The 26,486-nt window shown below is 58.0% G+C and carries 27 protein-coding genes and 2 tRNA genes; 19 read left to right on the plus strand and 10 right to left on the minus strand.

Annotated features, from left to right (window positions below; translation table 11 throughout):
• The first annotated feature begins 7 nt into the window (after positions 1-7).
• Positions 8-769: an SDR family NAD(P)-dependent oxidoreductase gene (locus B9Z45_RS07565; protein ID WP_108406620.1), complete on the plus strand. Its 762-nt coding sequence runs from the start codon at positions 8-10 to the stop codon at positions 767-769.
• 281 nt (positions 770-1,050) lie between these two features.
• On the opposite strand, the gene B9Z45_RS17345 is transcribed toward B9Z45_RS07565, so the two are convergent.
• Together B9Z45_RS17345 and xseA are read right to left on the minus strand one after the other, a co-directional pair.
• Positions 1,051-1,632 carry a superoxide dismutase gene (locus B9Z45_RS17345; protein WP_233252120.1) on the minus strand — a complete coding sequence of 194 codons (582 nt, stop codon included), beginning with the start codon at positions 1,630-1,632 and terminating at the stop codon, positions 1,051-1,053.
• 201 nt (positions 1,633-1,833) lie between these two features.
• Complete coding sequence (xseA, locus tag B9Z45_RS17350) at positions 1,834-3,189, minus strand: exodeoxyribonuclease VII large subunit (RefSeq protein WP_233252121.1); 1,356 nt, start codon at positions 3,187-3,189, stop codon at positions 1,834-1,836.
• A 354-nt stretch (positions 3,190-3,543) separates the two neighbouring features.
• Here xseA and B9Z45_RS07575 point away from each other — a divergent pair, with 354 nt between their 5' ends.
• The 6 genes from B9Z45_RS07575 to adk all read left to right on the plus strand — a co-directional run bounded on the left by B9Z45_RS07575 (position 3,544) and on the right by adk (position 7,459).
• Positions 3,544-4,170, plus strand: coding sequence for a MotA/TolQ/ExbB proton channel family protein (locus B9Z45_RS07575; protein ID WP_108406687.1), 627 nt, complete (start codon positions 3,544-3,546; stop codon positions 4,168-4,170).
• A 9-nt stretch (positions 4,171-4,179) separates the two neighbouring features.
• Positions 4,180-4,602, plus strand: a complete 423-nt coding sequence (locus B9Z45_RS07580; RefSeq protein ID WP_108406621.1) for a biopolymer transporter ExbD — start codon at positions 4,180-4,182, stop codon at positions 4,600-4,602.
• 5 nt (positions 4,603-4,607) lie between these two features.
• Positions 4,608-5,642, plus strand: a complete 1,035-nt coding sequence (gene lpxK, locus B9Z45_RS07585; protein WP_108406622.1) for a tetraacyldisaccharide 4'-kinase — start codon at positions 4,608-4,610, stop codon at positions 5,640-5,642.
• A 59-nt stretch (positions 5,643-5,701) separates the two neighbouring features.
• Positions 5,702-5,908: a Trm112 family protein gene (locus tag B9Z45_RS07590; protein ID WP_108406688.1), complete on the plus strand. Its 207-nt coding sequence runs from the start codon at positions 5,702-5,704 to the stop codon at positions 5,906-5,908.
• A gap of 10 nt (positions 5,909-5,918) precedes the next feature.
• Positions 5,919-6,695 carry a 3-deoxy-manno-octulosonate cytidylyltransferase gene (kdsB, locus tag B9Z45_RS07595; RefSeq protein ID WP_108406623.1) on the plus strand — a complete coding sequence of 259 codons (777 nt, stop codon included), beginning with the start codon at positions 5,919-5,921 and terminating at the stop codon, positions 6,693-6,695.
• Between the two features lie 107 nt (positions 6,696-6,802).
• Positions 6,803-7,459, plus strand: coding sequence for an adenylate kinase (gene adk, locus B9Z45_RS07600; protein WP_108406624.1), 657 nt, complete (start codon positions 6,803-6,805; stop codon positions 7,457-7,459).
• A 23-nt stretch (positions 7,460-7,482) separates the two neighbouring features.
• Here the strand turns inward: adk and B9Z45_RS07605 are convergent, their stop codons facing one another.
• Positions 7,483-8,460 carry an asparaginase gene (locus B9Z45_RS07605; RefSeq protein ID WP_108406625.1) on the minus strand — a complete coding sequence of 326 codons (978 nt, stop codon included), beginning with the start codon at positions 8,458-8,460 and terminating at the stop codon, positions 7,483-7,485.
• Positions 8,461-8,549: 89 nt separating this feature from the next.
• Here B9Z45_RS07605 and lexA point away from each other — a divergent pair, with 89 nt between their 5' ends.
• From lexA to B9Z45_RS07660, 11 genes are all read left to right on the plus strand, one after another.
• A complete protein-coding gene (gene lexA, locus B9Z45_RS07610; RefSeq protein WP_108406626.1) occupies positions 8,550-9,221 on the plus strand; it encodes a transcriptional repressor LexA in 672 nt (223 codons plus the stop codon).
• A gap of 121 nt (positions 9,222-9,342) precedes the next feature.
• Positions 9,343-9,684 (plus strand): hypothetical protein, encoded by a 342-nt coding sequence (locus B9Z45_RS07615; protein ID WP_108406689.1) that lies wholly within the window; start codon positions 9,343-9,345, stop codon positions 9,682-9,684.
• A 57-nt stretch (positions 9,685-9,741) separates the two neighbouring features.
• Positions 9,742-10,749 (plus strand): D-2-hydroxyacid dehydrogenase family protein, encoded by a 1,008-nt coding sequence (locus B9Z45_RS07620; protein WP_108406627.1) that lies wholly within the window; start codon positions 9,742-9,744, stop codon positions 10,747-10,749.
• A 224-nt stretch (positions 10,750-10,973) separates the two neighbouring features.
• On the plus strand, positions 10,974-12,494 hold the full coding sequence (locus tag B9Z45_RS07625) for a 3-hydroxyacyl-CoA dehydrogenase (RefSeq protein ID WP_108406628.1): 1,521 nt from the start codon (positions 10,974-10,976) through the stop codon (positions 12,492-12,494).
• Positions 12,495-12,622: 128 nt separating this feature from the next.
• Positions 12,623-13,402: an oxepin-CoA hydrolase, alternative type gene (locus tag B9Z45_RS07630; RefSeq protein ID WP_108406629.1), complete on the plus strand. Its 780-nt coding sequence runs from the start codon at positions 12,623-12,625 to the stop codon at positions 13,400-13,402.
• Positions 13,403-13,459: 57 nt separating this feature from the next.
• Complete coding sequence (locus B9Z45_RS07635; protein WP_108406630.1) at positions 13,460-14,179, plus strand: Crp/Fnr family transcriptional regulator; 720 nt, start codon at positions 13,460-13,462, stop codon at positions 14,177-14,179.
• A gap of 64 nt (positions 14,180-14,243) precedes the next feature.
• Complete coding sequence (locus B9Z45_RS07640; protein WP_108406631.1) at positions 14,244-15,329, plus strand: phosphotransferase; 1,086 nt, start codon at positions 14,244-14,246, stop codon at positions 15,327-15,329.
• 48 nt (positions 15,330-15,377) lie between these two features.
• Complete coding sequence (locus B9Z45_RS07645; RefSeq protein WP_108406632.1) at positions 15,378-16,637, plus strand: acyl-CoA dehydrogenase family protein; 1,260 nt, start codon at positions 15,378-15,380, stop codon at positions 16,635-16,637.
• A gap of 82 nt (positions 16,638-16,719) precedes the next feature.
• Positions 16,720-17,412 carry a glutathione binding-like protein gene (locus B9Z45_RS07650; RefSeq protein WP_108406633.1) on the plus strand — a complete coding sequence of 231 codons (693 nt, stop codon included), beginning with the start codon at positions 16,720-16,722 and terminating at the stop codon, positions 17,410-17,412.
• A gap of 68 nt (positions 17,413-17,480) precedes the next feature.
• Positions 17,481-17,557 (plus strand) — tRNA-Pro (locus tag B9Z45_RS07655).
• Between the two features lie 96 nt (positions 17,558-17,653).
• Positions 17,654-17,730, plus strand: a tRNA-Arg gene (locus B9Z45_RS07660).
• Between the two features lie 18 nt (positions 17,731-17,748).
• On the opposite strand, the gene fliS is transcribed toward B9Z45_RS07660, so the two are convergent.
• From fliS to flhA, 7 genes are all read right to left on the minus strand, one after another.
• Positions 17,749-18,171, minus strand: coding sequence for a flagellar export chaperone FliS (gene fliS, locus B9Z45_RS07665; RefSeq protein ID WP_108406634.1), 423 nt, complete (start codon positions 18,169-18,171; stop codon positions 17,749-17,751).
• A 91-nt stretch (positions 18,172-18,262) separates the two neighbouring features.
• Positions 18,263-18,925, minus strand: coding sequence for a hypothetical protein (locus B9Z45_RS07670; RefSeq protein WP_108406635.1), 663 nt, complete (start codon positions 18,923-18,925; stop codon positions 18,263-18,265).
• 4 nt (positions 18,926-18,929) lie between these two features.
• Positions 18,930-19,481 carry a hypothetical protein gene (locus B9Z45_RS07675; RefSeq protein ID WP_108406636.1) on the minus strand — a complete coding sequence of 184 codons (552 nt, stop codon included), beginning with the start codon at positions 19,479-19,481 and terminating at the stop codon, positions 18,930-18,932.
• Positions 19,482-19,498: 17 nt separating this feature from the next.
• The gene (gene fliA, locus B9Z45_RS07680; protein ID WP_108406637.1) at positions 19,499-20,209 is read right to left on the minus strand and encodes an RNA polymerase sigma factor FliA; all 711 of its coding nucleotides are present in this window, start codon (positions 20,207-20,209) and stop codon (positions 19,499-19,501) included.
• 5 nt (positions 20,210-20,214) lie between these two features.
• Positions 20,215-21,039 carry a MinD/ParA family protein gene (locus tag B9Z45_RS07685; protein ID WP_108406638.1) on the minus strand — a complete coding sequence of 275 codons (825 nt, stop codon included), beginning with the start codon at positions 21,037-21,039 and terminating at the stop codon, positions 20,215-20,217.
• Positions 21,032-22,522 carry a hypothetical protein gene (locus tag B9Z45_RS07690; RefSeq protein WP_108406639.1) on the minus strand — a complete coding sequence of 497 codons (1,491 nt, stop codon included), beginning with the start codon at positions 22,520-22,522 and terminating at the stop codon, positions 21,032-21,034. Before B9Z45_RS07690 ends, B9Z45_RS07685 begins: the two co-directional genes overlap by 8 nt.
• Before the next feature lie 6 nt (positions 22,523-22,528).
• Positions 22,529-24,649 (minus strand): flagellar biosynthesis protein FlhA, encoded by a 2,121-nt coding sequence (gene flhA, locus B9Z45_RS07695; protein WP_108406640.1) that lies wholly within the window; start codon positions 24,647-24,649, stop codon positions 22,529-22,531.
• A 236-nt stretch (positions 24,650-24,885) separates the two neighbouring features.
• On the opposite strand from flhA, the gene B9Z45_RS07700 reads away from it, so the two are divergent.
• Complete coding sequence (locus tag B9Z45_RS07700) at positions 24,886-26,478, plus strand: flagellar hook-length control protein FliK (protein ID WP_108406641.1); 1,593 nt, start codon at positions 24,886-24,888, stop codon at positions 26,476-26,478.
• The last annotated feature ends 8 nt before the right edge of the window (positions 26,479-26,486 follow it).

The following is a 26,486-nucleotide window of genomic DNA, read 5'->3' on the forward strand; positions in this document are numbered from 1 at the left end:
CTTCATCATGTCCTTGTTCAATCTGAAAGGCCAAGTGGCCATCGTGACCGGCTCCAGCCGGGGCATTGGCCGCTCCATCGCGAACCAGCTGGCCAAAGCGGGCGCGAAGGTGGTGGTGTCCAGCCGCAACCTGGATGCCTGCGAGGCGGTGCTCAAGGAGATCCAGGCCGAAGGGGGTGAGGCGATGGCCATAGCCGCCAGCATCTCCAACAAGGCGCAGCTTGAGGCCCTGATTGCCCAGACCCATGCGGCCTGGGGTGGCATCGACATCCTGGTCTGCAACGCGGCGACCAACCCCTACTACGGCCCGACCACGGGCATGAGCGACGAGGTGTTCGACAAAGTCATGCGCAACAACGTGTTGTCCAACACCTGGCTGTGCAACATGGTCTACCCGGACATGAAAGCCCAAAAAAACGGGGCGATTGTGTTGGTGTCGTCGATCGGCGGGCTGCACGGCTCGGCGGTGATTGGGGCCTACAACCTGTCCAAAGCGGCCGACATGCAGCTGGCGCGCAACCTGGCGGTGGAATGGGGCCCGGACAATATTCGGGTCAATTGCATCGCTCCAGGTCTCATCAAGACCGACTTTGCCAAGGCGCTGCACGAAGACCCGGTATTGAGCGCCAAGTACAACAGCCAGGCCCCTTTGCGCCGCATGGGCGAGCCGGACGACATCGGCGGCATCGCGGTGTTTTTGGCCAGCCCGGCAGGCCAGTACGTGACGGGCCAAACCATCGTGGCGGATGGCGGGATGATGATTCGATGATTCGCTGATTCGCGGAACCAGCTTATTTGCTGTGGATGCTTGGTGCTGCTGGCACCGCTGAGCATGGGCTGGGGCCGGGCACCTCATGAGGGGGTACCCAAAATCGATGCCCGGCCCCAGCCCATGCTCAGCTTTCAAGAAAAGCAAACAGGCTCCCATTCGGATCAAGAAAGAGCTGTACGAGGCTGCTCATTGATCCGCACCCTCGGCACTCATTCTCATGGCGGCCATAAAACAAAAAGCCCGCATCAGCGGGCTTTTTGAATGGGGTAAAGCTTCGATCAGCCGAAGTTTTTCTCGGCGAACGACCAGTTCACCAGCTTGTCGAGGAAAGTCTCGACAAACTTGGGACGCATGTTGCGGTAGTCGATGTAATAGGCGTGTTCCCAGACGTCGACGGTCAGCAAGGCTGTGTCGCCAGTGGTCAGCGGGGTGCCAGCGGCGCCCATGTTGACGATGTCAACCGAACCGTCGGCTTTCTTGACCAGCCATGTCCAGCCAGAGCCGAAATTGCCCACAGCGCTCTTGACGAAGGCTTCCTTGAATGCAGCGTAGCTGCCGAACTTGGCGTTGATGGCTGTGGCCAAAGCGCCAGTGGGCTCGCCACCACCGTTCGGCTTCATGCAATTCCAAAAGAAGGTGTGGTTCCAGATTTGGGCAGAGTTGTTGTAAACACCACCGCTGGACTTCTTGATGATCTCTTCAAGCGTCAGGCTCTCGAATTCCGTGCCTTTTTGCAGGTTGTTCAGGTTCACCACATACGCGTTGTGGTGCTTGCCGTGGTGAAACTCCAGGGTTTCCTGGCTGTAGTGAGGGGCCAAAGCGTCGATCGCGTAAGGCAGTGCGGGCAAGGTGTGTTCCATGAGGGTGTCCTTTTGTTGTTGCAAGTTGAAGGTTCAGCGCTGCATTTTAGGGGTTGAGCGATCGCCCTTTGGCGCAGCAGGTCACTGAAAAAACACAAGCACCAGGTCCAAGCCACCCACCACCGTCATGGGCTGGGGCCTGGGAACCGATTTTGGATACGCCCTCATGAGGTGCCCAGGCCCCAGCCCATATGGGCCTGCTCAGCCCTTGACCGTCATCGGCACATCCCCGTCGGCCAAGGTCGCCCGGACCGACTGGCCTGGTTGAAACTGGGCCGCATGGGTCAGTGCTTGGCCACGCTCATCGCTGAGCCAGGCATACCCCCGCTCCAACACACGGTGCGGGTCGACCGACGACAAGCGCAAGGCGGCCCGCTCTAAACGTTGAGCGCGTTGCTGCACCTGCTGGCCTTGGTTGAAGCTCAGACGGTCACCCAGACGTTCCAGCCTGTGCCCCGCCTCGGTCAGTCGGTTTTGAACACCCGTTTGCAGACCATTCGCCAGCCGGTCTAACCACTGGCTGTGCTGACCCAGCATGGCTTGTGGGCGGCTCAGGCGGGCGGCAACGGCACTCAGCCGCTGGTTCTGAAGGTCTTGCTGACGGGCCAGGCCGACACCCAACCGCGCAGCCACGCTGTCTAGGCACTGAGCTTGCCGGTCTTGTTGGCGTTGCAAACCCCGGGCCAGCCGATCTTCCAGCACGGACAGGGCTTCGAGGCCAACACCCCGGTCTGTCGCTGCCATCTCTGCGGCGGCGGTGGGCGTGGGGGCGCGCACATCGGCCACAAAATCGGCGATGGTGAAGTCGGTTTCGTGGCCCAGTCCGCAAATGAGAGGCACGGGGCTTTGCGCGATGCAACGGGCGAGTGTTTCGTCGTTGAAAGACCACAAGTCTTCCATCGACCCGCCACCTCGAACCAGCAAAATCACGTCTACGGGCGGGCTGAGCGGGTTGTCTTCTGCCGTGAGGGCATACATGTTTTGCAAGGCCTGAACCAGCGTGGCGGCAGCCCCGGCGCCTTGCACCAGGGCGGGCACCATGAGCACAGGAATATGGGGTACGCGCCGCTGCAAGGCCGTGACCACATCGTGCCAAGCGGCTGCGCCCAGCGAAGTGACCACGCCGATGGCTCTGGGCTGGGCAGGCAACGCACGTTTGTGGGCAGGGTCAAACAAGCCTTCGGCCTCGAGTTTGGCCTTGAGGCGCAAAAACTGCTCAAACAGCGCGCCTTGCCCTGCACGCTCCATCGACTCAACCACCATTTGCAAGTCGCCCCGCGCTTCGTACACGCCCAAGCGCCCGCGCACTTCCACCAATTCGCCATCACGGGGGGCAAAGTCCATCAAGGCGGCCGCCCTGCGAAACATGGCGCAGCGTATTTGCCCGGTATCGTCCTTGATTGAAAAATAGCAATGGCCGCTGGCAGCACGCGAAAAACCGGAAATTTCCCCACGAACGGTGACCGGGTTGAATTGGGCGTCCAACGTGTCTGCCACGGCGCGGCACAAGGCAGAAACTGTCCAGGCGCGGGGCTTCAAATCGTCATTGGCGTGCATCGGGGAGAGGTTTTATCAGCGTTTCAAGAGGTTTTCTGGCGTCAAACCCAAACCAGGGGCGGGTGAGTACTCCACAAGCCAAGCCCACCGGGGTTTGCGGTCAACGGTCGACACCGAACCATTAAAGAAACCTCCAAGCCATTGATTTTATTAATGATTTTAAAAATGACCGCTGAAATTTTGAGACAATTTTAAATACTTGAGTATGCGAAACAGCGAAGAGGCCCAAGTTCTTCACAAAGTTATCCACAGAAATTCGTGGCGTTTTCGTGCCTCAGGTCCATGCACTTCGTTGGCTCTCGGCATTCACCGATAATCAACCACGTTCAATACCGAAAACTGGAAGGTGTTTCCTTGCTGTCCATCATACAAGCCGCAGGTTGGCCCATCTGGCCCTTGATCCTGTGTTCCATTGTGGCTTTGGCTTTGATCCTGGAGCGCTGGGTTCAGTTGCAAGACGCCAGGGTCATGCCCGCCAACATCCTCAAGCAAACCATCGAGGCCACTCAGCGCGGCTTGCACGCACAAGAGATGATCCAGACTCTGGAACAGGCGGGGGCCATGGGCCCGGTTCTGGCCAGCGGACTGCGCTGTTTGCAAGAAAACCCTCAAGCCTCCAGCGAAGATATCCAATCCAGCATGCAGATGGCAGGTCGCCTGTCCGCTCAGCAACTGGAGCGCTACTTGCCAAGCTTGGCAACCATCGCATCCGCCGCCCCTTTGCTGGGTTTGCTGGGGACCGTGGTCGGCATGATCGACATTTTCGGAGCCCATACGGCAGCCAATAACCAGCCGGCCTTATTGGCGCAAGGCATATCCGTGGCGCTGTACAACACGGCATTCGGCTTGATCGTGGCCATCCCTTCGCTGATGTTTTGGCGCTACTTCCGCGCCACGGTGGACCGCCATGTACTGGCCATGGAAGTCGCTGCCGAGGCCTTTGCCCGGCATCTGCTCCGTATGCGCAACCCACACGGTTAAAGCTTGAACGTGAACTTCAGACCCAGAACCCCGACCCCGGAACCCGAGATCAATCTGGTCCCGTTCATCGATGTGTTGTTGGTCGTGCTGATTTTCTTGATGCTGACCACCACCTGGTCGCGCCTGACCGAGATCCATCTGAATCTGCCTGTGGCCGATGCCACAGCCTCCAGCCAGCGTCCTCTACAAATCGTCCTGACGATCACTTCACGCGGTGAATATGCCATCAACAAATCTCCGCTCGGCGGCAGTTCGGTCGCTGCGCTGGTGGCAGTACTGACCCCGCTGGCCCACCAAGACACGATGCTGGTCATCAGTGCGGACGCATCGGCTGCGCACCAAAGCGTGGTCAATGCCATGGAGGCGGCACGCCGCAGTGGCTTGTCCAAAATCACCTTTGCTGCTCAGGCAGCCCAAGCCCCTGGCTTTTGACCCGCATGCGGTTGACCTTCTGGCTTCACCAACACTTGCCGCAGGTCTGGCTGCAGCGCGGCCCGCTCGCCTGGGCCTTGCGCCCGCTGGCAGCGGTCTATGGTGTCCTCATGGTCGTGCGGCGCATGGCCTATGCCAAAGGCCTCTTCAAAACCCGACGCGTTCCAGCCCTGGTGATCGTGGTGGGCAACGTGGTGGCGGGCGGCGCTGGCAAGACACCGGTCACCATCGCCTTGGCCAAACACTTGCTGGCCAAGGGGTTTTGCGTTGGCGTGATCTCGCGCGGCCACGGCCGCCAGACCCGGGACGTCCGCGCCGTGGTGAACGGCAGCCAAGCCCGGGATGTGGGGGACGAGCCCTTGCTGATTCACCAAGCCACCGGCGTGCCGGTTTGGGTGGCCCCGGCCAGAGCCGATGCGGCGATTGGCTTGCTGCAGGCGCATCCCGATGTGCAAATCCTGATTTGCGACGATGGCTTGCAGCATCTGGCCTTGGCGCGCGACCTCGAAATTTGCGTGATGGACGAGCGCGGCATTGGAAATGGTTGGTTGCTGCCCGCGGGTCCCTTGCGCGAGCCTTGGCCACGCCCGGTCGACTGGGTGCTGATCACAAGCCCAACCGGGTCAGGTTCTGGCGCAGGCCCTGTCGAGGGCTATCGCGCCACGCGGCAACTGGCTGACCACGCCGTGAGCGCTGATGGCCGGCTTGTGCCGCTGATCTCACTGAAAAATCAGCCTTTGCACGCGGTTGCAGGGTTGGCGCGTCCAGAAGCATTTTTCGAGATGCTGCGCCAATCGGGCCTGACTTTGGCGAGCACCACCGCCCTGCCGGACCACCACGATTACCAGGATTGGCCCGCTGCAACATCAGAGGGAAAAACCCATCGAAGACCCGGTGGCATCTGGTTGTGCTCCGAAAAAGACGCGGCCAAACTCTGGCCCCACGAACCAGGCGCCCTGGCCGTGCCCTTGGTCATCACGCCAGAAAGTAGCTTCTGGACCGCACTGGACACTCGGATCAGGCAGCTGCTGACTCACTGACCCAGAAGGCGGCTGGTCAGCAAACCCACAGTTTTTTTGGGCCCGGTATCATGGGCGGCATGGACACCAAATTGCTTGAATTGCTGGTTTGCCCAGTCACCAAAGGCCCGCTCGACTTCGACCGGGAACACCAAGAACTGCTGTCGCGCAGCGCACGCCTGGCTTATCCGGTGCGCAACGGTATTCCCATCCTGCTGGAAAACGAAGCCCGCACCTTGACCGACGAGGAAATCGACAAACTCGCGGCCCTGCGACCAGCCCTCTAAGGCCTACCCCATGACCCTGTCCACAAAGCCGCCAGGCTTCACCGTGGTGATTCCGGCGCGCATGGCCTCGAGCCGCCTGCCCAACAAGCCCCTGGCCGACATTGCCGGACTGCCCATGGTGGTGCGCGTGGCGCAACGCGCCATGCAGTCGCAAGCCAGCCTGGTGGTGGTGGCTGCCGATGACGCGCGCATTGTGCAAGCCTGCAAGGACCACGGCATTCAAGCCCTTTTGACCCGGCAAGACCATGTCAGCGGCAGCGACCGGCTGGCCGAAGCCTGCCAATTGCTGGGCTTGGCCGACGACGCGGTGGTGGTCAATGTGCAAGGGGACGAGCCCTTGATGCTGCCAGCGCTCATCAATGAAGTGGCGCGTTTGCTGACCGAGCGTCCCGAAGCCAGCATGAGCACGGCGGCCCACCCCATCGACTCGGTGGCCGATTTTTGCAATCCCAATGTCGTCAAGGTGGTAACGGACGCTCGCCAAATGGCGCTTTATTTCAGCCGTGCACCCATTCCATGTTGGCGAGATGGCCAGACGGCCTCGGGCTTGACGGCCTTGCCCACGCCCGCCCCGCTGCGCCACATCGGCATTTATGGCTACCGGGTCGGTTTTTTGGCAATGTTCCCCGGCTTGCCGCCAGCGCCCATCGAAAGGATGGAGTCCCTGGAACAGTTGCGCGCCTTGTGGCATGGCCACCGCATTGCCGTTCATGTGACCACCGAGGTGCCCGGACCGGGTGTGGACATGCTTGAAGACCTGGAACGCGTGCGTCAACTGCTGAGCTGAGAACCGGGGTTTACACCGTAAGCCAACTTTGAGGCTGGCGTGATAATCTCAAAAGCAATCGTCAGGCCTGTCTGACTGAAACGAATTCAAACGATAAGGACCTACACATGAGACTGATTTTGTTGGGCGCACCTGGTGCCGGCAAGGGCACACAAGCCACGTTCATTTGCCAGAAATACAACATCCCTCAAATCTCTACCGGTGACATGCTGCGTGCCGCCGTCAAAGCTGGCACACCGCTGGGTCTGCAAGCCAAAGCCGTGATGGAATCGGGTGGCCTGGTCAGCGATGACCTGATCATCAACCTGGTCAAAGAGCGGATTGCACAGGCCGATTGCGCCAACGGTTTCTTGTTTGACGGTTTTCCGCGCACCATCCCCCAAGCCGATGCCATGAAGGCCGCAGGTGTCAAGCTCGACTACGTGCTCGAAATCGATGTGCCTTTTGACGCCATCATCGAGCGCATGAGTGGTCGCCGCTCGCACCCCGCTTCGGGCCGCACCTACCATGTCAAGTTCAACCCACCCAAAGTGGAAGGCGCGGACGACCTGACCGGCGAGCCCTTGGTACAGCGCGCAGACGACCAAGAAGAAACCGTGAAAAAGCGCCTGGATGTTTACAGCGCCCAGACCCGCCCCTTGGTGGATTACTACGCCAACTGGGCAAAAGCCGATGCGGCCTCTGCCCCCAAGTACCGTGCCATCAGCGGAACAGGCAGCGTGGAAGACATCACCACCCGCGCTTTTGCAGCCCTGGCTGACTGATCAGCCCCTGAAGCCCACATCCATCACCCCGGATTCAGCAGCCCGCCCTGAGCGCTCATCAAGCTGAGCATCAGGCTGATGCGCGCCTTGACCGGGCTGAGCCCGCCAACATCCTGCCAACGCGTGGAAGAGCCCACGATCTGACCCATCGTGCAGCGCGTGCTCAGGCGCACCTGAACACCTTGCTTTTCAGCGTCCTGCAATCCAGATTCCAGCGCCACATGTACCGTGCCATTCCCCGTGCCCGCGACCACCAAACCCAGCACGCCGGATTGCACCAACGCATCCACCGTACGGCGACTGGCGCATGCATGGCTCAGCACCACCTCGACCCAGGGCCATTGCTCAATCGGTGTTTGAAGGACCAGGTCAAGACATGAGGCCCCCAGCCTCGGCGCTTCAGTCCATTCAGACCAGCGCACCCGCCCGTCTTCAACCCAACCCACAGGACCTGCGTCACCGGAACTGAACGCATCCAAGCGGTAAGGGTGCACCTTTTGCACCTGCCTGGCACTGTGAATATTTCCTGCACACACCACCCAAGTCCCTGCGCGGGGGGCACCACCCGCCGCGGCCAAGGCGTCCATCAAATTCTGTGGCCCATCGGCGACGAGGGCCGTGGCTGGGCGCATGGCGCAGGTCAGGACCAAGGATTTGGCAGGCTGCAAAACCGTTTGCAAAAACCAGGCGGTTTCCTCAAGTGTGTCAGTGCCATGGGTCACCACCACACTGTGCACATCCGGCTGTAATAGCCAATGCGAACACCGATCAGCCAGCTTCTGCCAAGTAGCTAAGTCCATGTCCTTGCTGTCCAGTTGGGCCACCTGTTCGACCACCAGGCTTCGGCCGGACAACATCTGAGGCAAGCCGGGCAGCACCGCCAGCAGTTGCTCTACGCCCAGCTGTGCAGAGGAGTAGCCCACATGGTCTGAAGCCTGAGCAGCCGTCCCAGCAATCGTGCCACCTGTGCCCAAAACCACTATTTTTTCAACTTCTTTCATTTAAAACCCTTGCGCAACCCAAAAAACTGGTTAAAAATACAGTCACTGGATGAAAAAACAGTTCATCCATCCTTTTCAAGGAAACCCTCATGACCGACAGCCCCAAACTCACCGCCCGACAGCAAGAAATTCTGGAACTGATCCAGAACACCATTGCCAATACCGGCGCGCCACCCACACGTGCCGAAATTGCCAAAGTGCTGGGGTTCAAGTCAGCCAACGCCGCCGAAGAGCACCTCAAAGCCCTGGCACGCAAAGGCGCGATCGAACTGGTCAGCGGCACCTCCCGTGGCATCCGGCTCAAAGGCAGCCACCGCAGCAGTCTGCGCGCCCCGTCTGACTTGTTCAGCCTCACCCTTCCAGGCTTGGGCCAATTGAGCCTGCCCCTAATTGGGCGCGTTGCCGCAGGCTCACCTATTTTGGCGCAGGAACACGTGGATCGGACCTACCAGGTCGAAAGCACCTTGTTCACCGAGCAACCCGACTATCTGCTGCGCGTTCGTGGCATGTCCATGCGCGATGCGGGCATCATGGATGGTGACCTGCTGGCCGTGAAATCCACCAAAGAAGTTCGCAACGGTCAAATCGTTGTGGCCCGACTCGGTGATGAAGTCACCGTCAAACGCCTTCGCAAAACAGCCACCGGCATCGAATTGCTGCCCGAAAACCCCGACTACCAGACCATTGTGGTCAACCCCGATGAGCCTTTTGACATCGAAGGCCTGGCCGTGGGACTGATCCGCAACACGCTCTTGATGTAACGCACCTGCTTGTTGCAACAGGTGGCGGGCGCTGACGGAATCATTTTTGGCAGCCCTGATGCAACAAGCCTTTTCAGCAATCCTGTCTGTGTCCAACCTCCATGCTTTTGAAAGGTTTCACATGGGAATCGCTCTGCTTGCTCTTTCAGGTCTTTTTCAAGGCTTCACCCGTGCCACTCGCACATTGACCCCGGTCCCGAAACCGCAACGCTCCAACGCCTATTTGCGCCCAGTCTGGGCTACGCGCAGGCCAGCTTGCGCAGCCTTGGGTCAAAAAACCATCACCCCGCCGCATCGTTTCCAGTCTGCTTCTGCCAAGCCCGCCCTGCGGGTCTTGCGTGTCAGCGAAAACGGTCAACGCACCCAAGGGGCCGGGCGCATGGTCATTTCAGGCCGCATGGCCGATGTCTGCGCTGAACTGGACCGTCTGGCGGCACTTGAAGCCGCCCAAGTCCGAATTTGATCTGAAATGCAGCCCCGGCGACCCGGCTTGGTCGCCGCGCCAAGGCACAATGGAGGGATGAACATTGTGATCCTTGACGACTACCAAGACGCCGTGCGTAAACTTGATTGCGCTGCCAAACTCGAGAATTTTCCGGCTAAGGTTTATACCAATACAGTAAAAGGTATTGGCCAGTTGTCCGTGCGTCTGAAGGACGCCGACATCATCGTTTTGATCCGGGAGCGCACCCATCTGACGCGCGCGGTGATCGAAAAACTCCCTCGCTTGAAACTGATTGCCCAAACGGGCCGAATTGGCAGTCACATCGACTTGGCGGCCTGCACAGAACGTGGTGTCGCTGTTGCAGAGGGCATTGGATCGCCCATAGCGCCTGCTGAACTGACCTGGGCCTTGATCATGGCTTCTGTGAGGCGGCTGCCGCAGTACATTGGCAACCTCAAGCATGGTGCTTGGCAGCAGTCAGGACTGAAGGCGGGCTCCATGCCCACCAACTTTGGCTTGGGCACGGTCCTCCATGGCAAAACTCTGGGCATCTGGGGGTTCGGAAAAATTGGGCAGCTGGTGGCAGGATACGGCAAAGCCTTTGGCATGGATGTCGTGGTTTGGGGCAGCGATGAATCCCGCACCAAAGCCAGCCAAAGTGGCTACCGATCGGCGACCAGCCGCGCCTCATTTTTTGAGCAATCCGACGTTTTGTCGCTTCATTTGCGCTTCAGCGACACCACCCGGGGCATCGTCACCGGCGAAGACTTGGGCCGCATGAAGCCTTCCGCGCTTTTCGTGAACACGTCCCGCGCTGAATTGATCGAGCCCAATGCCTTGATTGGCGCCCTGAACCGTGGCCGGCCCGGTTTAGCAGCCATTGACGTGTTCGAATCTGAACCCATTTTGCAAGGCTCTGCGCTGCTGCGTCTGGAAAACTGCATCTGCACACCCCACATCGGGTACGTCGAAAAGAACAGTTACGAACTTTACTTTGGTGCTGCTTTTGACAACGTGGTGAACTTCATCAAAGGAACCCCCACCAACATCGTCAATCCGGGCGCCCTGCAGGTTCGGCGCTGAGAGTGCACACAGCCCTCAGCGTTATGCACCGCCATAACCACATCACTCCCACAAACAAGCACTGAGACTGCGGGACTCGCCTCTAGTCGGCACGCCCTTGGACGCACGAACTGAGGCGATAATCTCGGTTTATCTTTCAGGGGCGAGGTGCTGTTAGACCAGCCAAAGCCAATCCTGCACTGGTTGGTTGACTTGCCATTCATTCCCCATTCGTTTGAAGCACTATGACTCTCGCATTTTCCAAAGTGGCCATCATTGGCGCTGGCGCCATGGGCCGGGGCATCGCCCAAATTGCAGCCCAGGCGGGTAGCCAGGTCTGGTTGTTCGACACACAGGCTGAAGCCATCCAGAAAGCGCGTGATGCCGTGTTCCAGCAATGGGACAAGTTGCAGGAAAAAGGCCGATTGACTGCCGAGGCTGTGGCCGGATACAAAAGCCGTTTATTGGCTGCTACCAGCCTGCAAGACTTGGCTGACTGTGAATTGGTGGTCGAAGCCATTGTGGAAAAGCTCGACATCAAGAAAAGTCTGTTCACAGACCTGGAAAAAATCCTGGCCCCCACAGCGGTGCTGGTCACCAACACATCCTCCCTGTCGGTGACCGCTATTGCTGCGGCATTGAAGCGCCCAGGACAATTTGCGGGATACCACTTCTTCAACCCTGTGCCCTTGATGAAAGTGGTCGAGGTCATTGCCGGTCTCAAAACCGATGCCGCTGTTTGCCAGCGTTTGTCGGAATTTGCCCGCCAGATGGGCCACACGCCTGTACAGGCGCAAGACACGCCGGGTTTTATCGTCAACCATGCCGGTCGCGGCTATGGCACGGAAGCCCTGCGCATCGTGAGCGAAGGCATTGCCGATTTCGCCACCATCGACCGCATTCTGCGCGATCAGGTCGGCTTCAGACTTGGCCCTTTCGAGCTGTTTGACCTGACGGCACTGGATGTTTCGCACCATGTGATCGAAGCCATTTACCACCAGTATTACGAAGAGCCGCGCTACCGTCCCAACGTGATCACCGCGCAACGCCTGGCAGGCGGTGTCGTGGGCAAAAAAGTCGGCGAGGGCTTCTACAAATACACCGATGGCGTGGCCCAACTGCCTGCCGAGCCACCAGTACCCGTGGTGGACGACATGCCGCCTGTATGGGTCTCACCGCGCGCTGCACGCCGCATGGAACTGCTGCAACTGCTCAAGGACTTGGGTGCCAACATCGAAAGCGGTGCATCGCCCTCCCCCCATGCGCTCACCATCGTCGCCCCGTTGGGCTTTGACATCACCACCGTGGCCGTGGTCGAACGCTTGGACCCGGCACGCACCGTGGGCATCGACATGCTGATTGACGATGCGGCCACCAAGCGTCGCGTGCTGGCCACCAATCCAGCCACCCGAACCGACATGCGCGATGCCGCACATGCCCTGTTTGCCCGCGACGGCAAAGCCGTCTCAGTGATCCGGGACAGCGGTGGCTTTGTCACACAACGCGTGGTGGCCACCATCGTCAACATCGCATCCGATATGTGCCAGCAACGGATTTGCTCACCAGAGGACCTGGAAACTGCAGTCACCCTTGGCCTGGCCTACCCGCTCGGCCCATTGGCCATGGGCAACCACTATGGCCCAACCAACGTGCTCGAAGTCCTGTTCAACCTGCAAACCGTCTACGGTGACATGCGCTATCGCCCAAGCCCTTGGTTGCGTCGCCGTGGCGCCATCTGCTTGTCCTTGATGCACACCGAAGAATGATGATTTTGCGGGTCAGATCTTTTGCGCTGTCCCGAATTGATGACTTTGTGGGACAGATCTTCAGCTCTGTCCCGAATTGATGACTTTGTGGGACAGATCTTCAGCTCTGTCCCCAACTGATTAAATAAATGACTGCACAACTGCTCAGCACCAGCGAAGGCCAGACCCTGATCCTGACCCTCAGCAACCCCGAATTTCGCAACGCCCTGGGGCCCGAGATGTACGCCGCTGGGGTCGAAGCCCTGAGCGTGGCCGAGTCCAGCCTGGATGTACGCAGCGTGGTCATCACCGGGGCGAACAGCATTTTCAGCGCAGGTGGCAATTTGCAGCGTTTGCAAAACAACCGTCAACTGCCCCCTGATCACCAGGCGCAAAGCATTGAAGGCCTGCACAACTGGATCGAAGCGATCCGCACCTTTCCCAAGCCGGTGGTCGCCGCCGTGGAAGGGCCTGCGGCAGGGGCCGGTTTTTCGCTCGCGTTGGCGTGCGACATGATCGTGGCCGCGCGCAACAGCGTGTTCGTCATGGCCTACAGCGGCATCGCCCTGTCACCCGATGGTGGCGGCAGCTGGAGCTTGTCGCGGGCATTACCTCGCCAGCTGGCGACCGAACTGCTGATGTGTGGTGAGCGCATCGGCGGAGAGCGTTTGCAGCAGCTGGGCGTGGTCAACCGCTTGGCCGATGCAGGACAGGCTCTGCAGCAAGCATTGCAGTTATGTAAGCAATTGAACGCCCGAGCCCCCAACGCACTGGCCAGCATCAAGGAATTGTTGTCGGACGCCGATGGCAGCACCCTGAATGCCCAGCTGGCCCGTGAGCGCGATCAATTTGTCAAAAACCTGCACCACAACAACGCTGGCATTGGCATTGCCGCGTTTTTGAACAAGCAAAAACCCGAATACGAATAAGTCGACTGGTCCCCCAGGCGACAAAAATCCAATCACCAGTCACTCAAAGGACAGAGCATGGACGAACCGATTCTGACAATGGAGGAAAGAGAGGCGATCAATGGTGGTCGCTGGTTCTCAACCCTTTCACCTTCACTTCGTCACGACATACTTCGATGCGCTTACGTCAAACGTCACAAGGACGGCGATATGCTCGCTGCACGGGGAGATCCACCCGAGCAGTGGATCGCCTGTGCCAAGGGCGCAGTGCGCGTGAGCTCGACCTCGGTATCGGGCAAACAGATCACGCTGACCTACGTGGAACCAGGCATCTGGTTCGGCGATGTCTCGATCTTCGACGGAGACCGGCGAACGCACGATTGTTATGCACACGGCGACACCACCACCTTGAATGTGGCCAAGGCCGACTTCAAGAAAATCCTGTCCCAGCATGTCGAGTTTTACGAAGCCATGCTGCGCCTGCAGTCCCGGCGAATTCGTCAGCTTTACGGCTTGGTGGAAGACCTCAACACGCTGCCCTTGCGTGCGCGACTGGCCAAACAGCTGAACCATTTGTTGCGAAGTTATGGCGTGCCGAGTTTGTCGGATGCCAAAGCAATACGCATCAGCCTGCAGCTGGCGCAAGAAGAGTTGGCTCAACTGCTGGGGGCTTCGCGGCAGCGGGTCAATCAGGAACTCAAGCAAATGGAGCGCGAACAAATCATCCGCATCGAACCCGGTGGTCTGGTGGTTCTGGACCGCGATTCGCTGCTTCTTATCGTGAACGCAGACCACTGACGCGCTTCTCCTCATATCCATCACCGCTGACCACAGCGGCCTCAGAAATCCTTCGGGTGACCCCATGAGTGCTTTTGACCATTTCGTGGGAACCCGGCCTGTCACCGGCACCCACGCCTTCGACATTTCTGCGCTTGAAAACTGGCTCAGCGGCAGACTTCCCGGGTTCCTCGGCCCCTTGAGCGTGGAAATGTTCAAGGGCGGACAATCCAACCCGACCTACAAGCTGATCACCCCATCGCGCCAATACGTGATGCGGGCCAAGCCCGGTCCGGTGGCCAAACTTCTGCCTTCGGCACATGCCATCGAGCGCGAGTTTGCCGTCATGAAGGGCCTGCATGGCACCGACGTGCCTGTGGCCGAGATGCATGTGTTGTGCGAAGACGAGTCCATCATTGGCCGAGCCTTTTACTTGATGGAATTTGTGCAAGGTCGCGTCCTTTGGGACCAATCCTTGCCCGGTATGAGCCAAGCAGAGCGCGGCGCCATCTACGACGAGATGAACCGTGTTCTGTCCGCATTGCACAAGGTCAATTTTGCAGAATGCGGCCTGGCCAGTTTCGGCAAACCCGGCAATTACATCGAACGCCAAATCGGCCGCTGGAGCAAGCAATATGTCGCCTCCATGACTCAACCGATCCCGGAGATGGACCAGCTGATCTCGTGGCTGCCGCAAAACATTCCCGACAGTGCCAAAGACGATTCTTTGGTGAGCATCGTCCATGGCGACTACCGCTTGGACAACCTCATGTTCCACCCGACCGAAGCACGCGTGCTGGCCGTTCTCGACTGGGAGTTGTCCACCCTGGGGCACCCGCTGGCGGACTTCAGCTACCACTGCATGGCCTGGCACATCAGCCCCGGCACGTTCCGGGGCATCGGGGGGCTGGACCTGGCCGCTTTGGGTATTCCATCCGAAGCGCAATACATCGCCCGCTATTGCGAACGCACAGGCTTCACCACACCCGAGGCATTGGCCAAAGATTGGAACTTTTACCTCGCCTACAACATGTTCCGCATTGCGGCCATTTTGCAAGGCATCGCCAAACGTGTCGAAGACGGCACGGCGTCCAGTGAGCAGGCGAAAACATCAGGCTCTGGTGCCAGGCCCATGGCCGAACTGGCCTGGCGCTTTGCCTGCAAAGCCTGAGCCCTTTTTCCCTCAACGAATTTCACCCTCAACTCAAGGAGACAGACCATGGATTTTGAATACACCCCCAAGGTCAAAGACATGCAGGCCCGCTTGCTGGCTTTCATGGAAGAACACATTTATCCCAACGAAGCCAGGTTTTTCGAGGAAATTGCCGAAAACCGCGCCAAAGGCAACGCCTGGGTCCCGACCAAAATTGTCGAAGAGCTCAAACCCAAGGCCAGAGCCGCCGGGCTTTGGAACCTGTTTTTGCCCAAGTCCACGCGTGCGCCCCAGGGATTGTCCAACCTCGAATACGCACCCCTTTGCGAAATCATGGGCCGCGTCCCGTTTGCAGCAGAAATTTTCAACTGCTCTGCGCCCGACACCGGCAACATGGAAACCCTCGAGCGTTATGCCAGCGAATCCTTGAAAGACGAGTGGCTGGAGCCGCTTCTTCGTGGCGAAATCCGTTCGGCCTTCCTGATGACCGAACCCGATGTGGCCTCGTCAGACGCTACCAATATCGAGTGCGAGATCCGTCGCGACGGCAATGACTACGTGATCAACGGCCGCAAGTGGTGGTCGTCCGGCGCTGGTGACCCACGCTGCGCCGTGTACATCGTGATGGGCAAAACCAACCCCGATGCCGGTCGCCACGAGCAGCAATCCATGATCGTTGTGCCCGCCAATGCGCCTGGCATTACCGTGGTTCGTGCTCTGTCCGTGTTTGGCTACGACGATGCCCCGCACGGCCATATGGAAGTTCTGCTCAAGAATGTGCGGGTTCCAGCCGAAAACATATTGCTCGGCGAAGGCCGTGGCTTTGAAATTGCACAAGGTCGCCTTGGCCCTGGCCGCATTCACCATTGCATGCGCACCATCGGCATCGCTGAGCGCGCGCTGGAGCTGATGTGCCATCGCCTCAACACCCGTGTGGCTTTTGGCCGTGAAGTGGCTCGCCAAACAGTCTGGCAAGAGCGCATCGCCGAGTCGCGCTGCATGATCGAACAAGCCCGTTTGCTGACCCTCAAAGCAGCCTACATGATGGACACCGCGGGCAACAAAGTGGCCAAGGCCGAGATTGCCATGATCAAGATCGTGGCCCCCAACATGGCCTGCCAGATCATCGACTGGGCCATCCAGGCGCATGGCGGTGGCGGCGTTTCGCAAGACTTCCCGTTGGCCTATGCTTACGCCCACCAGCGCACCTTGCGTCTGGCAGATGGCCCGGACGAAGTGCACCGCAACTCGCTGGCCAAACTGGAGCTGGCCAAGCAACTGGCCTTGCCGGGCGAGCTCAATATGCCCATCACACGCGGCAGCTGAAGCCCGATGCCCCGAAAAACGGCCTGCACAATGCAGGCCGTTTTGTTAGAATATCTGCCACCCAGCCCTAGAGACACACGCCATGATCGATCTGTACACCTGGCCCACCCCCAACGGTCACAAAATCCACATCCTCCTTGAGGAATGCGGCCTGCCGTACAAGGTGCATGCCGTCAACATCGGACAAGGCGATCAGTTCAAGCCGAAGTTTCTCAAAATAAGTCCCAACAACAAGATTCCGGCACTGGTCGATTCAGAAGGCCCGGACGGCCAACCGATTTCACTCTTCGAGTCGGGGGCGATCATGCTTTACCTGGCTGCGAAAACCGGTCGTTTTCTGCCTGACTCCGACCGCGCCAAATATGAGGTACTGCAATGGCTCATGTTCCAGATGGGCGGACTCGGCCCCATGCTGGGCCAAGCCCATCATTTCCGCATTTACGCCCCCGAAAAAATCGACTACGCCGTCAACCGTTACACCAACGAAGCCAAGCGGCTTTACGGCGTGCTGGACCAACAGATCAAGGGGAAAAAATGGATCGCGGGGGGAGACTACTCGATAGCCGATATGGCCATCTTCCCTTGGCTGCGCAGTTGGCAAAACCAGGGTATCGACTGGTCAGACTACCCGAACCTGAAAGCCTGGTTCGACCGCATGGGTGAACGCCCTGCCATTCAAAAAGCCTTGCTGGTGCTGGCCGATGCACGGAAGCCTTTGACTGACGACAAAGCCCGACAAGCCCTGTTTGGTGCTGGTCAATACAAAAAACGCTGAAAAGTGGCGCCAGACTTTTTTCCACTCAGCCATAAAACCATCGGTTTGACGGTTAGAATATTCTTTGTCGGAGCGTAGCGCAGCCTGGTAGCGCATCTGCTTTGGGAGCAGAGGGTCGCGAGTTCGAATCCCGCCGCTCCGACCATTACCCTCAAGGTTTGCTTCAGGGTTTCCAAGCAAAAAAGTTCTCTGGAACTCACCCATGAAAAAGGCCCCTCAGGGCCTTTTTTGTTTCTTGCATCTGCCCGTAGCTCAGTTGGATAGAGCAACAGCCTTCTAAGCTGTGGGTCACAGGTTCGATCCCTGTCGGGCAGACCAAACAACCCCGCCCCACGTTCAGTTGGCGTAATGGGCTCTGCGGCTGGTATCGGACAGCAAACTGGGCAGGGTTTGCCAAGCCTGCGAAATGTCCTTGATCAAGGTTTTGACTTCTTCAAGCGCGGTCAAATCATTGTGCGCATTGATGTGAAAAAGCCTGCGGGTGATGTACGCATAGAGCTCGTTCAGGTTTTGCGCCAACTCGCCACCCCGCTCAAAATCCAGTGCACCCTGCAAACCGACCACGATTCGGCCCGCACGCACCAAAGCGTTCGACTTGTCTTCAATGGCTTTGTTTTGAATGTGGCCTGAAGCAGATGCGAGGCTCTCCAGCAAGCCATCAAACAACATCTGGATCAGTTGGATATTGTCTGCCGTAGCAACGCCAGTGACGACCTGGACAGAACCATAGCTCTCAGCAAACTTTGAATATGCACGCATGAATAAAACCCCTTTACGACTTCAGTATCAGAGGAATCGGCGGCCGCCCGGAAAACTTGAGCCCGGTGCAGCTATTCAGGACAAATTCAATTCAAGCGCTGGCAGGGCCCTGCCCAGCTGCAGCAGGAATGCCAGATGGGATGTGAGCGGACTCAGGGACACCCCCAGCAGTTTCCGCTGAACCTGTCACAAGCTTGGGGGGTAAAGGCATCAACCAATCCGACAAAGGACTGCTGGCGTCCTGTTGGGTTTTGGTCAGAAGAAACTGCCCCGCTTCGTCCAGGGAGGCGCGAATGGGGCCCCAGTCAGCTTCAGGCGTTTGCGAGGCGTTAAGGCCACATTGGTACAGGGCGTTGGCTTGCGCCGAAGGCATCCAGGACTCCACGGCGCCTTTCGAGGTGGAAACCTGCTTCGTATTCTTGGGCTCGCCAGACATGCCGCGCTGCCCATCCTTGAAGCCCTCTTGGTAAAGCGCTTCCATGTGTTTGGACAAAACCAATGCGTATTGGGCGCGCAACTCGGTGATGGCCCCTGCATCAAGACCCTCTGCGGCTCTGCCCGTCATGGTGTCCCAGAGTTTTTTAGACGAAAGGCCCATGAAGGGGGCCACAGAGCGCTCTGATTTTTCGGTGATGGAAGTCATCACCTTGCGAGTTTCTTTTTCAATCGAATTAACCCTGTCAATCAAATAAATGAGAAGGATCAGAATCAGCAACATGCCGATCGCGATCAGGGCGTTGACCAAAGCATCCATGGATTCAACCAATAGCCTTTCCGTCAGAATCGCTGGCATTTTGCGGCGCATCGTTGGCAGACTCTTGCGAGGCAGCTTCAGCGGCCAACTCTTCACGCAAGAAACTCAAAACCTGGAACGGCTCTTCCAGTCGCAAATCGTAGTAACAAATTTGGTTTGCCAAGGCCTGCATGGCCTCAATCGCCTTCAAGGCGGGCAGTTCCATTTTTTGGTAACGCGCCCCAAGTGCAAAGGCCTCGGTCACATACTCTTCAGGCAGGTAGGCGTAAATATCGGATTCGCCTGCCCGTAATTTTTGAAATTTGGAGGGCACAGGGGCATCGGGTGCAGGCTTGCCAGAGCCAATGTGCATGCTCGCCAACTCTTGCCAAGCGGCCGTTTGCTCTGCCCCAGCAATGAAGGTCTTGTCCAGGTGGGCCCGGCAAAGCATGCCCATGCGCATTCGCAGACTGCGGGCGTCCCGAGAATCGGACGTCAGGGACAACACTTTTTCAAATGCTGCCACGGCACGCTTCATCTCATCTGCGGGGCTGTTGCGGTTAAAAATACTGAGCATCAGAGATTTTGGTGAATTTAAGATATTTGCAGATTTTGCCGCAATTTCTTCACCACTGCCGAAAGAATTTGACTCACCCTGGATTCACTGACCCCAAGGACCTCGCCAATTTCCTTCAGATTCAATTCTTCAACGTAATAAAGAGACATCACCATTTTTTCGCGTTCGGGCAATTGATCGATGGCCTCCACCACGGCCTCCATGAATTCAGCTTCCTCCACCATGACCTCGGGTTGCATGGAACTGTCTCCCGGCATGCTCATGACTTCATCGTTCACCACCTCCATTGAGAAGGTTTCGAAGCGTTTGGCTTGCCCACGTTCTTTGTGAAATTCCTCAATGTCCTTGCCCATGAATTGGGCCAACTCAACCTGGTTAGGCGCACGGCCCAGCTCTGCGGCCAGAACATGGACCGCCTCGTTTTCACTTTTGTTGAAGGCCACGGCTGAGCGGGGCAAGAAAGATTGCCGCCGGACTTCGTCCAGAATGGCGCCTCGAACACGGCTGAGCGCAAAGTGCTCAAACTCAAAGCCCTTGGTCGGATCAAACGAACGGGCAGCCTCAATCAAGCCCACCATACCCACCTGAACCAACTCGTCGAGTTCCATGAAAGGCGGAAGGCGTGCTTTCAGGTGAACGGCGACACGCTTGACCATGGGCATGTGGGCCAGGATCAGGGACTCATGCCGGTTCCCGACCTCTTCGTACATGGATACATTGGTGTTCATGCGCCTCACCTGCTCGAAGATACATGGAGCATGCGCTCCATGAAAAATTGCATGCGGCCCGAAGCAGACTGTATTGGGGGCAATTGATCCACCGCTTCAGCCAAGCCCCTGAAATCACGCGAGGCGGCGCTGCCAGGGGCGTAATCCAGCACAGACTGGTATTTGCGCAAAGCCTGCAATACCAGCTCATCGCCCTCAATGGCGTGTAAGTAACGGATGGAAATCCCCAGAAAACGGGTGCACACATCGTTCAGTCGGCGGTAAAGCTGCCGGCCTTCCTGGGCGCTGCCGACCATATTGGGAATCAGGTAAATTTCATCGAGTGACTGCTCGGTTGACATGACTTTGATCAGGCCATAAGCATCGGCGATCGAGGACGGTTGATCGCAAACCACCACAAATCGGCGCTGGCAGGCTGCCATAAACTCCAGCACGGCAGGTGCGATGCCTGCAGCCACATCGACCACCAGGTAATCGACCGGCTCGTCCAGGCTGTCAAAGGCATGAATCATGGTGGCGATTTGCCCTGAATCCAGCGCGGCAATGTCACGTAAACCGGATGCACCCGGCACCAACCTAACGCCCTGGGACGTGGTGATCAAGACCTCTTGCAGCGTTTTGCTGCCATTGAGAACATGGCTGATGTTGAACGGCGCATGGGCACCCAGCGCAATTTGGGCATTCGCCATGCCCAAATCAGCGTCAAGCAGCATCACCTTGTGGCCTCGCATGCCCAAGGCGACGGCCAAATTGATGGACACCGTCGTCTTGCCGGCGCCCCCTTTGCCGCTGGCGACCCCGATGACCTGAGGAAAACTTTTTTTATCCATGAGCAGCCTTGGCAGACGACTTGGCCGTCACAGCCCGGGGCTTCACAGCGCGGGCCTTGGTTGAAACTTCAGGGACCAACGCCAACTGTTTTTTGGCGCGGGGGCTGCGAACCGCCTTGGCAGGCTGGGTCGCGCCGGACAGATGACTGATTTCGGGCAACAGGGCCTGCAAAGGCTGAATGGCCAAAGCCACCAAGCGCCCGGCGTCAAAAGAGGAGGCAGACGCATTGATTTTGCTGTCTTCGGCCATGCAGGAAACAGGCAAAGACTGGTCGCACAAACCTTTGATCAAGGGCCAAGGATAGGCGGCTTCGTCCACTTTGGTAAGCATCAGGGACGACCAGCGAATGTCTGGATTTTGGAGGATTTTTTGCACACTGGTCACTGTAGCATCAACAGGCAGCACAGCATGGAGATTCACCCCGAAATGTGCTTGAAGAATTTGCTGTGCGTGGGCTGCGAAATCGGTGCCAGGCGTATCAATCCAAACCGTTTTACCCTGCAAATCATCAAGCAATGTTTGCAGCATGGCCACATCAGCAGCCCTGTAGCAGGAAGCGCCAGCTTGTGAAGCAAGCAACTGAATTTGTGACCAAGCGCCAGGACGCTGGTCGCCAAAACTGATCATGATTTGCTGATCGGCACCGTGAGCCAGCGCTGCAGCGTAAGCCAAACGCCCCAGCATCGAGGTTTTGCCGGCACCGGAGGGCCCGCACAGGGCGTGCATGCCCGAATCGGGCACCTTCGCCGTGGGTCGGCTGATGGCATCCACCAGCAAACGCTCAATCACAGGCCAGGCCTCCTCCAGCGTCTCCATCTGTTGAATGCTGTCTGTCAGCAAGGAGCGCAAAGCCACAGGCATTCCCACTTCCTGCATCGCCATCGACAACTTCTGAATATCTTCCGAAAGACCCAGGGTTTGCTGCCAGGGCTGCATCTGACGAGACAAGGCAAACTCTTTTCGCAAAGCCGCCATTTCCTGACGCAACATGTCGACAATTTCGTGATTTCGTTGCTGCTCATAATGCCCAGGCAATGCATCGTGTCCCCCGGCCGAACTGGCAGTGCGCGGCGACACCATGGCAGAAGCCGTTGAACCGCCCTCTTGTGGCGAAACCATCACGCGCGACATCAAACCGGCTTGAGCGGTTTGGAAATCCCCCTCTTTCAATGCTTCGCGTTCGCGAAGCGGAAGAGTTTGGGCGTTGGCATTTTGAAAAACCTCTGCGAAGGGCACAGACGGGTCGCTGTCCGTCTTGAAATGATTCACCGCAGCATGGCTCAAGGCCTGCGCTGCTGTCTTTTGCCCTGAGTCTGCTGCGCCAGTGTCGACAGACGTGCTGGCTACATCCACTGCCACGATCAATTCGGTCTGTTGATCGACCCTTTGGCTCGAAATGATCAGGATGTCCGAGCCATACAACTGAATGGCTTTTTCATTGGCTGAGCGGCTGTCGCGGGCAATGATGCGTTTGAGTTCCATGATTTATCAGGCCTTGGAGGTAACAGAGGGGTTGTTGCGTGGATCGGCTTGCACGGTGTTGATCACCTTGACGGCCTGGTCATCCGGAATTTCGCTGTAAGACAGCACCGTGAGGTCGTTCACGCGGTAGCGAACGGCACGGGACATCCAGGGCCGAATCGCGGGTGAAACCACCAAGACAGCAGGAAGACCCTGCTCTTCTGTGGCCCGTGCGCTTTCACGCAGGGCCGCAAACAGACTTTCTGCCAAACCAGGCTCCAGCACCATTCCGGCGGAGTTGGTGTTTTGCTGCAGCACGTTGTGCAACAACTGCTCCAGCTGGGGGTCAAGTGTCAAAACCGACAAGGTGTCACGGTTTTCAGTCAGGCTTTGCACAATCATGCGGCCGAGTTTCGGACGGACCAGCTGGGTCAATTGGTCTGGGTCTTGTGTGCGGCCACAAACTTCGGTCAAAGCTTCAACGACCGTGCGCATGTCACGGATCGGCACCGACTCCAGCAACAGGTTCTGCAAGGTGCGGGTCACCACACCCAATGACAGCTTGCCGGGCACCAGTTCCTCAACCAATTTAGGAGATTTGGCGGCCAGTTTGTCCAGCAGTTTCTGGGCCTCGTCGTGGCTCATCAACTCGGAGGCGTTGTCGCGCAACACCTTGTTCATGTGGGTGGCAATGGCTGTGCTCGGGTCCACCACCGTGTAACCCAAAGCCCTGGCCTGGTCACGCAAGGCTGGCTCAATCCAGACAGCTTCCAAGCCAAAAGCAGGCTCTTTTGTGGCCAAGCCGTCGATCTTGCCGTAGACCTTGCCAGGATTGATCGCCAGCTCGCGACCCACTTTGACTTCGCCCCGACCGCGCACCACGCCATTCAGAACGATGTGATAAGTGTCAGGCTCCAGGTTGAGGGCATCGCGGATGCGCACTGGCTGAACCAGAAAACCCAGCTCAGCCGACAATTTTTTGCGCACACCTTTGACGCGGGTCATCAGCTGACCGCCCGACTCGACGTTGACCAGGGGAATCAGGCCGTAGCCGATTTCAAGACCGATCAGGTCCACCTGCTCAACATCGTCCCAATCCAGCTCTTTGGGCGCTTCGTTCACGGGCAAAACAGGCGCTGCCGCACTTTGCTCCAGCACCATCTGTTTGCGCATGACCATGAAAGCCACGCCCGCTGTGGCAGCGGCCAAGGTCAGAAAGACCAGGTGCGGCATGCCTGGCACCAAGCCCAAAATGGTCAAAATACCTGCGGCAATGAACAAAGCCGGGACATTCGACAACTGCGAAGTAGCTTGCTCGGTCATCGACTCGGATGTGGTCACCCGGGTCACGATGATGGCGGTGGCCAGCGACAGGAACAAGGATGGAATCTGGGCAACCAGGCCGTCACCAATGGTCAACAGCACATAAATGCGCGATGCATCGCCCACGGCCAAATTGTGCTGCCCGATGCCAATCGCCAGACCACCCACGATGTTGATGATCAAAATCAGCAAGCCCGCCATGGCGTCCCCGCTGACAAATTTGGAAGCACCGTCCATGGAGCCAAAGAAATCAGACTCCTGGGCCAGTTCTTCCCGGCGCTTTTTGGCGGTTTCCTGATCGATCACACCCGCGTTCAAATCGGCATCGATCGACATTTGCTTGCCAGGCATGGCGTCCAGGGTGAACCGTGCATTGACCTCAGAGACACGACCCGCACCCTTGGTCACCACAAAAAAGTTCACAATCATCAAAATCACAAAGATGATGAAACCAACAACGTAATTGCCGCCGATCACGAACTCACCAAACGCAGCAATCACCTTTCCCGCAGCCTCGGGGCCTTCGTGGCCATTGACCAGGACGACCCGGGTGGAGGCCACGTTCAAAGCCAGCCGCAACATCGTGGCAAACAACAAAACCGATGGAAACGAAGAAAACTCCAGAGGCTTTCGGGTTCCGATGGCGATCATGATGACCACCAAGCCGATCATGATGTTGAAGGTGAACAGGATGTCCAGCAACAAAGGGGGCAGCGGAACCACCAGCATGGCCATGATCAACAAGACCAAGGCGGGCAAACCCAAACCCGCCAAATCGAAGCGCGAGAAATTCTGTCGGATCGCGGACAGGGTCAAAATGTTCATGGTGAAAGGGCTGCTGGCAGAGTGAACAGAGGGTTGGGGGTGTAAAAGTTTCAACACCAATCAAGCAAGGTGCATGCCAAACGGTTTGACACCCCCCATGACGGGCCAACCCGTCAACGCCCTGAAAGCTGGTGCGCAAATTGCTTAATCAGGTCATTCCACGATGGAGCGGCAATAAATAACCGCTTTTTCTGGACCGTTTGACCTGTCAGAACCACACAGAAGATGCCAAGCCCATGACCATTGCATTGATTGACAAACCCAGTCGCGCAGGCAACAGCCTTAAAACCGATACTTTGGAATCCAAAAATGACAAAGACTCGCGTTCGCCAAGCTCAGAGTTTGGCCAAGTGATGTCTGTTGTGATGACCCCCGACGGCGCGCAAGCCCCATCGGGCATCTCCAATGAAGCCACTCTTGCCGCCGGGCAGCAAGCCATTGATGGGCAAGCGCTTGCCGAAGCCACACCAGGCATGCCCGGGCTTTTTGGCCCATTGGGTGGCGATTTTTTGAAAGCCTTTCACCTCGGCCCTCACTTGAATGTCATCACGCCAGAGTCGGCCGTGCCGGACGAACAAAGCCTTGAAGCCTTTGCAAGGTCACAAGGTCTGGACGAAACAGCTGTTCAATGGCTGATGGGCTCAGCCCCCAGTGCGACAAGCAAGCCCCTGGGACTTTTGTCCGAAGCTTCGGCACTTTTGACGAAAACGCCCGCCTTGGGCATCGCGGCCAATGGGGCAAGCAGTGGAGCCCCAGGGACGGTTGGCGCTGTTGGCACCATCAGCGTCTCAGGCGCTACGGTAGCCATTGACACCTCCGGTGCCCTGCGAAGCATTGGCGCAGAGGGCATTGTGGGCACCTCACCCATCACCACAGACACCAGCAGTTCGCCAGCATCCTCCGCAGCCACACCGGGCGATCTCGTCAAAGGTGCTGCCGCGGTCAAGCCCGACCTGCCAATCACCAACAGCGTGTTGAACAGCGCCGCACTGTGGGCCATGGCCCAACAGACAGAAAAAGCCCGCACGGCCAGTTCTGCCCCGGACGCCCTGACAGAGGCAGCACAAGTGCAGGTCAACCTGATGCCCCCGCCATCACCCGCTGCCATCTGGATGCAACGCAATGCCTTGGTCATCGCATCCGCCAAAGAACCGGTGGCCACCAAGGCTGGCGTGTCTTTGAGCGAGCTGGACTTGACGCAAGCCGCCTCCCCGGAACTTCTGGAAAGCTTGGCCCAGGAACTGACTGAAGGCGGCGCCGCGGCATCATCGGGCACCCACCCCACCCCTTTGTCAGGCCATGCGGGCCATAAACCGGACATGCTGGCAGCAGCACGCCTGGATGTCCAGAATTCAGACGCCAACCCTTCAACGCCCGATGCTGCGACCGCGCAACGCAGTGAAAACATCCAGAATCTGGCCGAAAAGATGGGCCAGGCCGTCGGGCAGCGCATACTGTCCGAAATCGAAAAGGGCCAGTGGCACCTTAAAATCTCGCTGCGTCCCGCCACCCTGGGCCACATCGAAGTAGAAATGAGAATGCGCAGCGGCGAAATGGATGCGGTCTTCACGGCGCAGAACGCCGTGACCCGGGAACTGTTGCAAGACGGCATGTCCAAGCTCAAAGACACCCTGAGTCAAGTGGGCATGGATGTTGCTTCAGTCTTGGTAGGCGATGGTCAAACCCAAAAACGTGGCGGAGAGTCGACACCGGGTCAAACAGGAAAATCGACAAATGCCAATACTGACGATTCAAAATCCACTGCGTCACAATCCGTCAGCGCTCCACGCATGAAAATGGGAGAAGACGGCTGGGATGTATTGGTTTGACACGCAAA

The sequence above is a fragment of the Limnohabitans sp. 2KL-17 genome (genome assembly GCF_003063415.1).
Classification (GTDB): Bacteria; Pseudomonadota; Gammaproteobacteria; order Burkholderiales; family Burkholderiaceae_C; genus Limnohabitans_A.

What these genes read in the sequence shown, in the direction of transcription:
- B9Z45_RS07565 (WP_108406620.1), top strand. Translation starts at nt 8, where the DNA reads ATGTCCTTGTTCAATCTGAAAGGCCAAGTGGCCATCGTGACCGGCTCC.
- B9Z45_RS17345 (WP_233252120.1), bottom strand. Translation starts at nt 1,632, where the DNA reads ATGGAACACACCTTGCCCGCACTGCCTTACGCGATCGACGCTTTGGCC.
- xseA (WP_233252121.1), bottom strand. Translation starts at nt 3,189, where the DNA reads ATGCACGCCAATGACGATTTGAAGCCCCGCGCCTGGACAGTTTCTGCC.
- lpxK (WP_108406622.1), top strand. Translation starts at nt 4,608, where the DNA reads ATGCGGTTGACCTTCTGGCTTCACCAACACTTGCCGCAGGTCTGGCTG.
- B9Z45_RS07590 (WP_108406688.1), top strand. Translation starts at nt 5,702, where the DNA reads ATGGACACCAAATTGCTTGAATTGCTGGTTTGCCCAGTCACCAAAGGC.
- kdsB (WP_108406623.1), top strand. Translation starts at nt 5,919, where the DNA reads ATGACCCTGTCCACAAAGCCGCCAGGCTTCACCGTGGTGATTCCGGCG.
- adk (WP_108406624.1), top strand. Translation starts at nt 6,803, where the DNA reads ATGAGACTGATTTTGTTGGGCGCACCTGGTGCCGGCAAGGGCACACAA.
- B9Z45_RS07605 (WP_108406625.1), bottom strand. Translation starts at nt 8,460, where the DNA reads ATGAAAGAAGTTGAAAAAATAGTGGTTTTGGGCACAGGTGGCACGATT.
- lexA (WP_108406626.1), top strand. Translation starts at nt 8,550, where the DNA reads ATGACCGACAGCCCCAAACTCACCGCCCGACAGCAAGAAATTCTGGAA.
- B9Z45_RS07615 (WP_108406689.1), top strand. Translation starts at nt 9,343, where the DNA reads ATGGGAATCGCTCTGCTTGCTCTTTCAGGTCTTTTTCAAGGCTTCACC.
- B9Z45_RS07620 (WP_108406627.1), top strand. Translation starts at nt 9,742, where the DNA reads ATGAACATTGTGATCCTTGACGACTACCAAGACGCCGTGCGTAAACTT.
- B9Z45_RS07625 (WP_108406628.1), top strand. Translation starts at nt 10,974, where the DNA reads ATGACTCTCGCATTTTCCAAAGTGGCCATCATTGGCGCTGGCGCCATG.
- B9Z45_RS07630 (WP_108406629.1), top strand. Translation starts at nt 12,623, where the DNA reads ATGACTGCACAACTGCTCAGCACCAGCGAAGGCCAGACCCTGATCCTG.
- B9Z45_RS07635 (WP_108406630.1), top strand. Translation starts at nt 13,460, where the DNA reads ATGGACGAACCGATTCTGACAATGGAGGAAAGAGAGGCGATCAATGGT.
- B9Z45_RS07640 (WP_108406631.1), top strand. Translation starts at nt 14,244, where the DNA reads ATGAGTGCTTTTGACCATTTCGTGGGAACCCGGCCTGTCACCGGCACC.
- B9Z45_RS07645 (WP_108406632.1), top strand. Translation starts at nt 15,378, where the DNA reads ATGGATTTTGAATACACCCCCAAGGTCAAAGACATGCAGGCCCGCTTG.
- B9Z45_RS07650 (WP_108406633.1), top strand. Translation starts at nt 16,720, where the DNA reads ATGATCGATCTGTACACCTGGCCCACCCCCAACGGTCACAAAATCCAC.
- fliS (WP_108406634.1), bottom strand. Translation starts at nt 18,171, where the DNA reads ATGCGTGCATATTCAAAGTTTGCTGAGAGCTATGGTTCTGTCCAGGTC.
- B9Z45_RS07670 (WP_108406635.1), bottom strand. Translation starts at nt 18,925, where the DNA reads ATGGATGCTTTGGTCAACGCCCTGATCGCGATCGGCATGTTGCTGATT.
- B9Z45_RS07675 (WP_108406636.1), bottom strand. Translation starts at nt 19,481, where the DNA reads ATGCTCAGTATTTTTAACCGCAACAGCCCCGCAGATGAGATGAAGCGT.
- fliA (WP_108406637.1), bottom strand. Translation starts at nt 20,209, where the DNA reads ATGAACACCAATGTATCCATGTACGAAGAGGTCGGGAACCGGCATGAG.
- B9Z45_RS07685 (WP_108406638.1), bottom strand. Translation starts at nt 21,039, where the DNA reads ATGGATAAAAAAAGTTTTCCTCAGGTCATCGGGGTCGCCAGCGGCAAA.
- B9Z45_RS07690 (WP_108406639.1), bottom strand. Translation starts at nt 22,522, where the DNA reads ATGGAACTCAAACGCATCATTGCCCGCGACAGCCGCTCAGCCAATGAA.
- flhA (WP_108406640.1), bottom strand. Translation starts at nt 24,649, where the DNA reads ATGAACATTTTGACCCTGTCCGCGATCCGACAGAATTTCTCGCGCTTC.
- B9Z45_RS07700 (WP_108406641.1), top strand. Translation starts at nt 24,886, where the DNA reads ATGACCATTGCATTGATTGACAAACCCAGTCGCGCAGGCAACAGCCTT.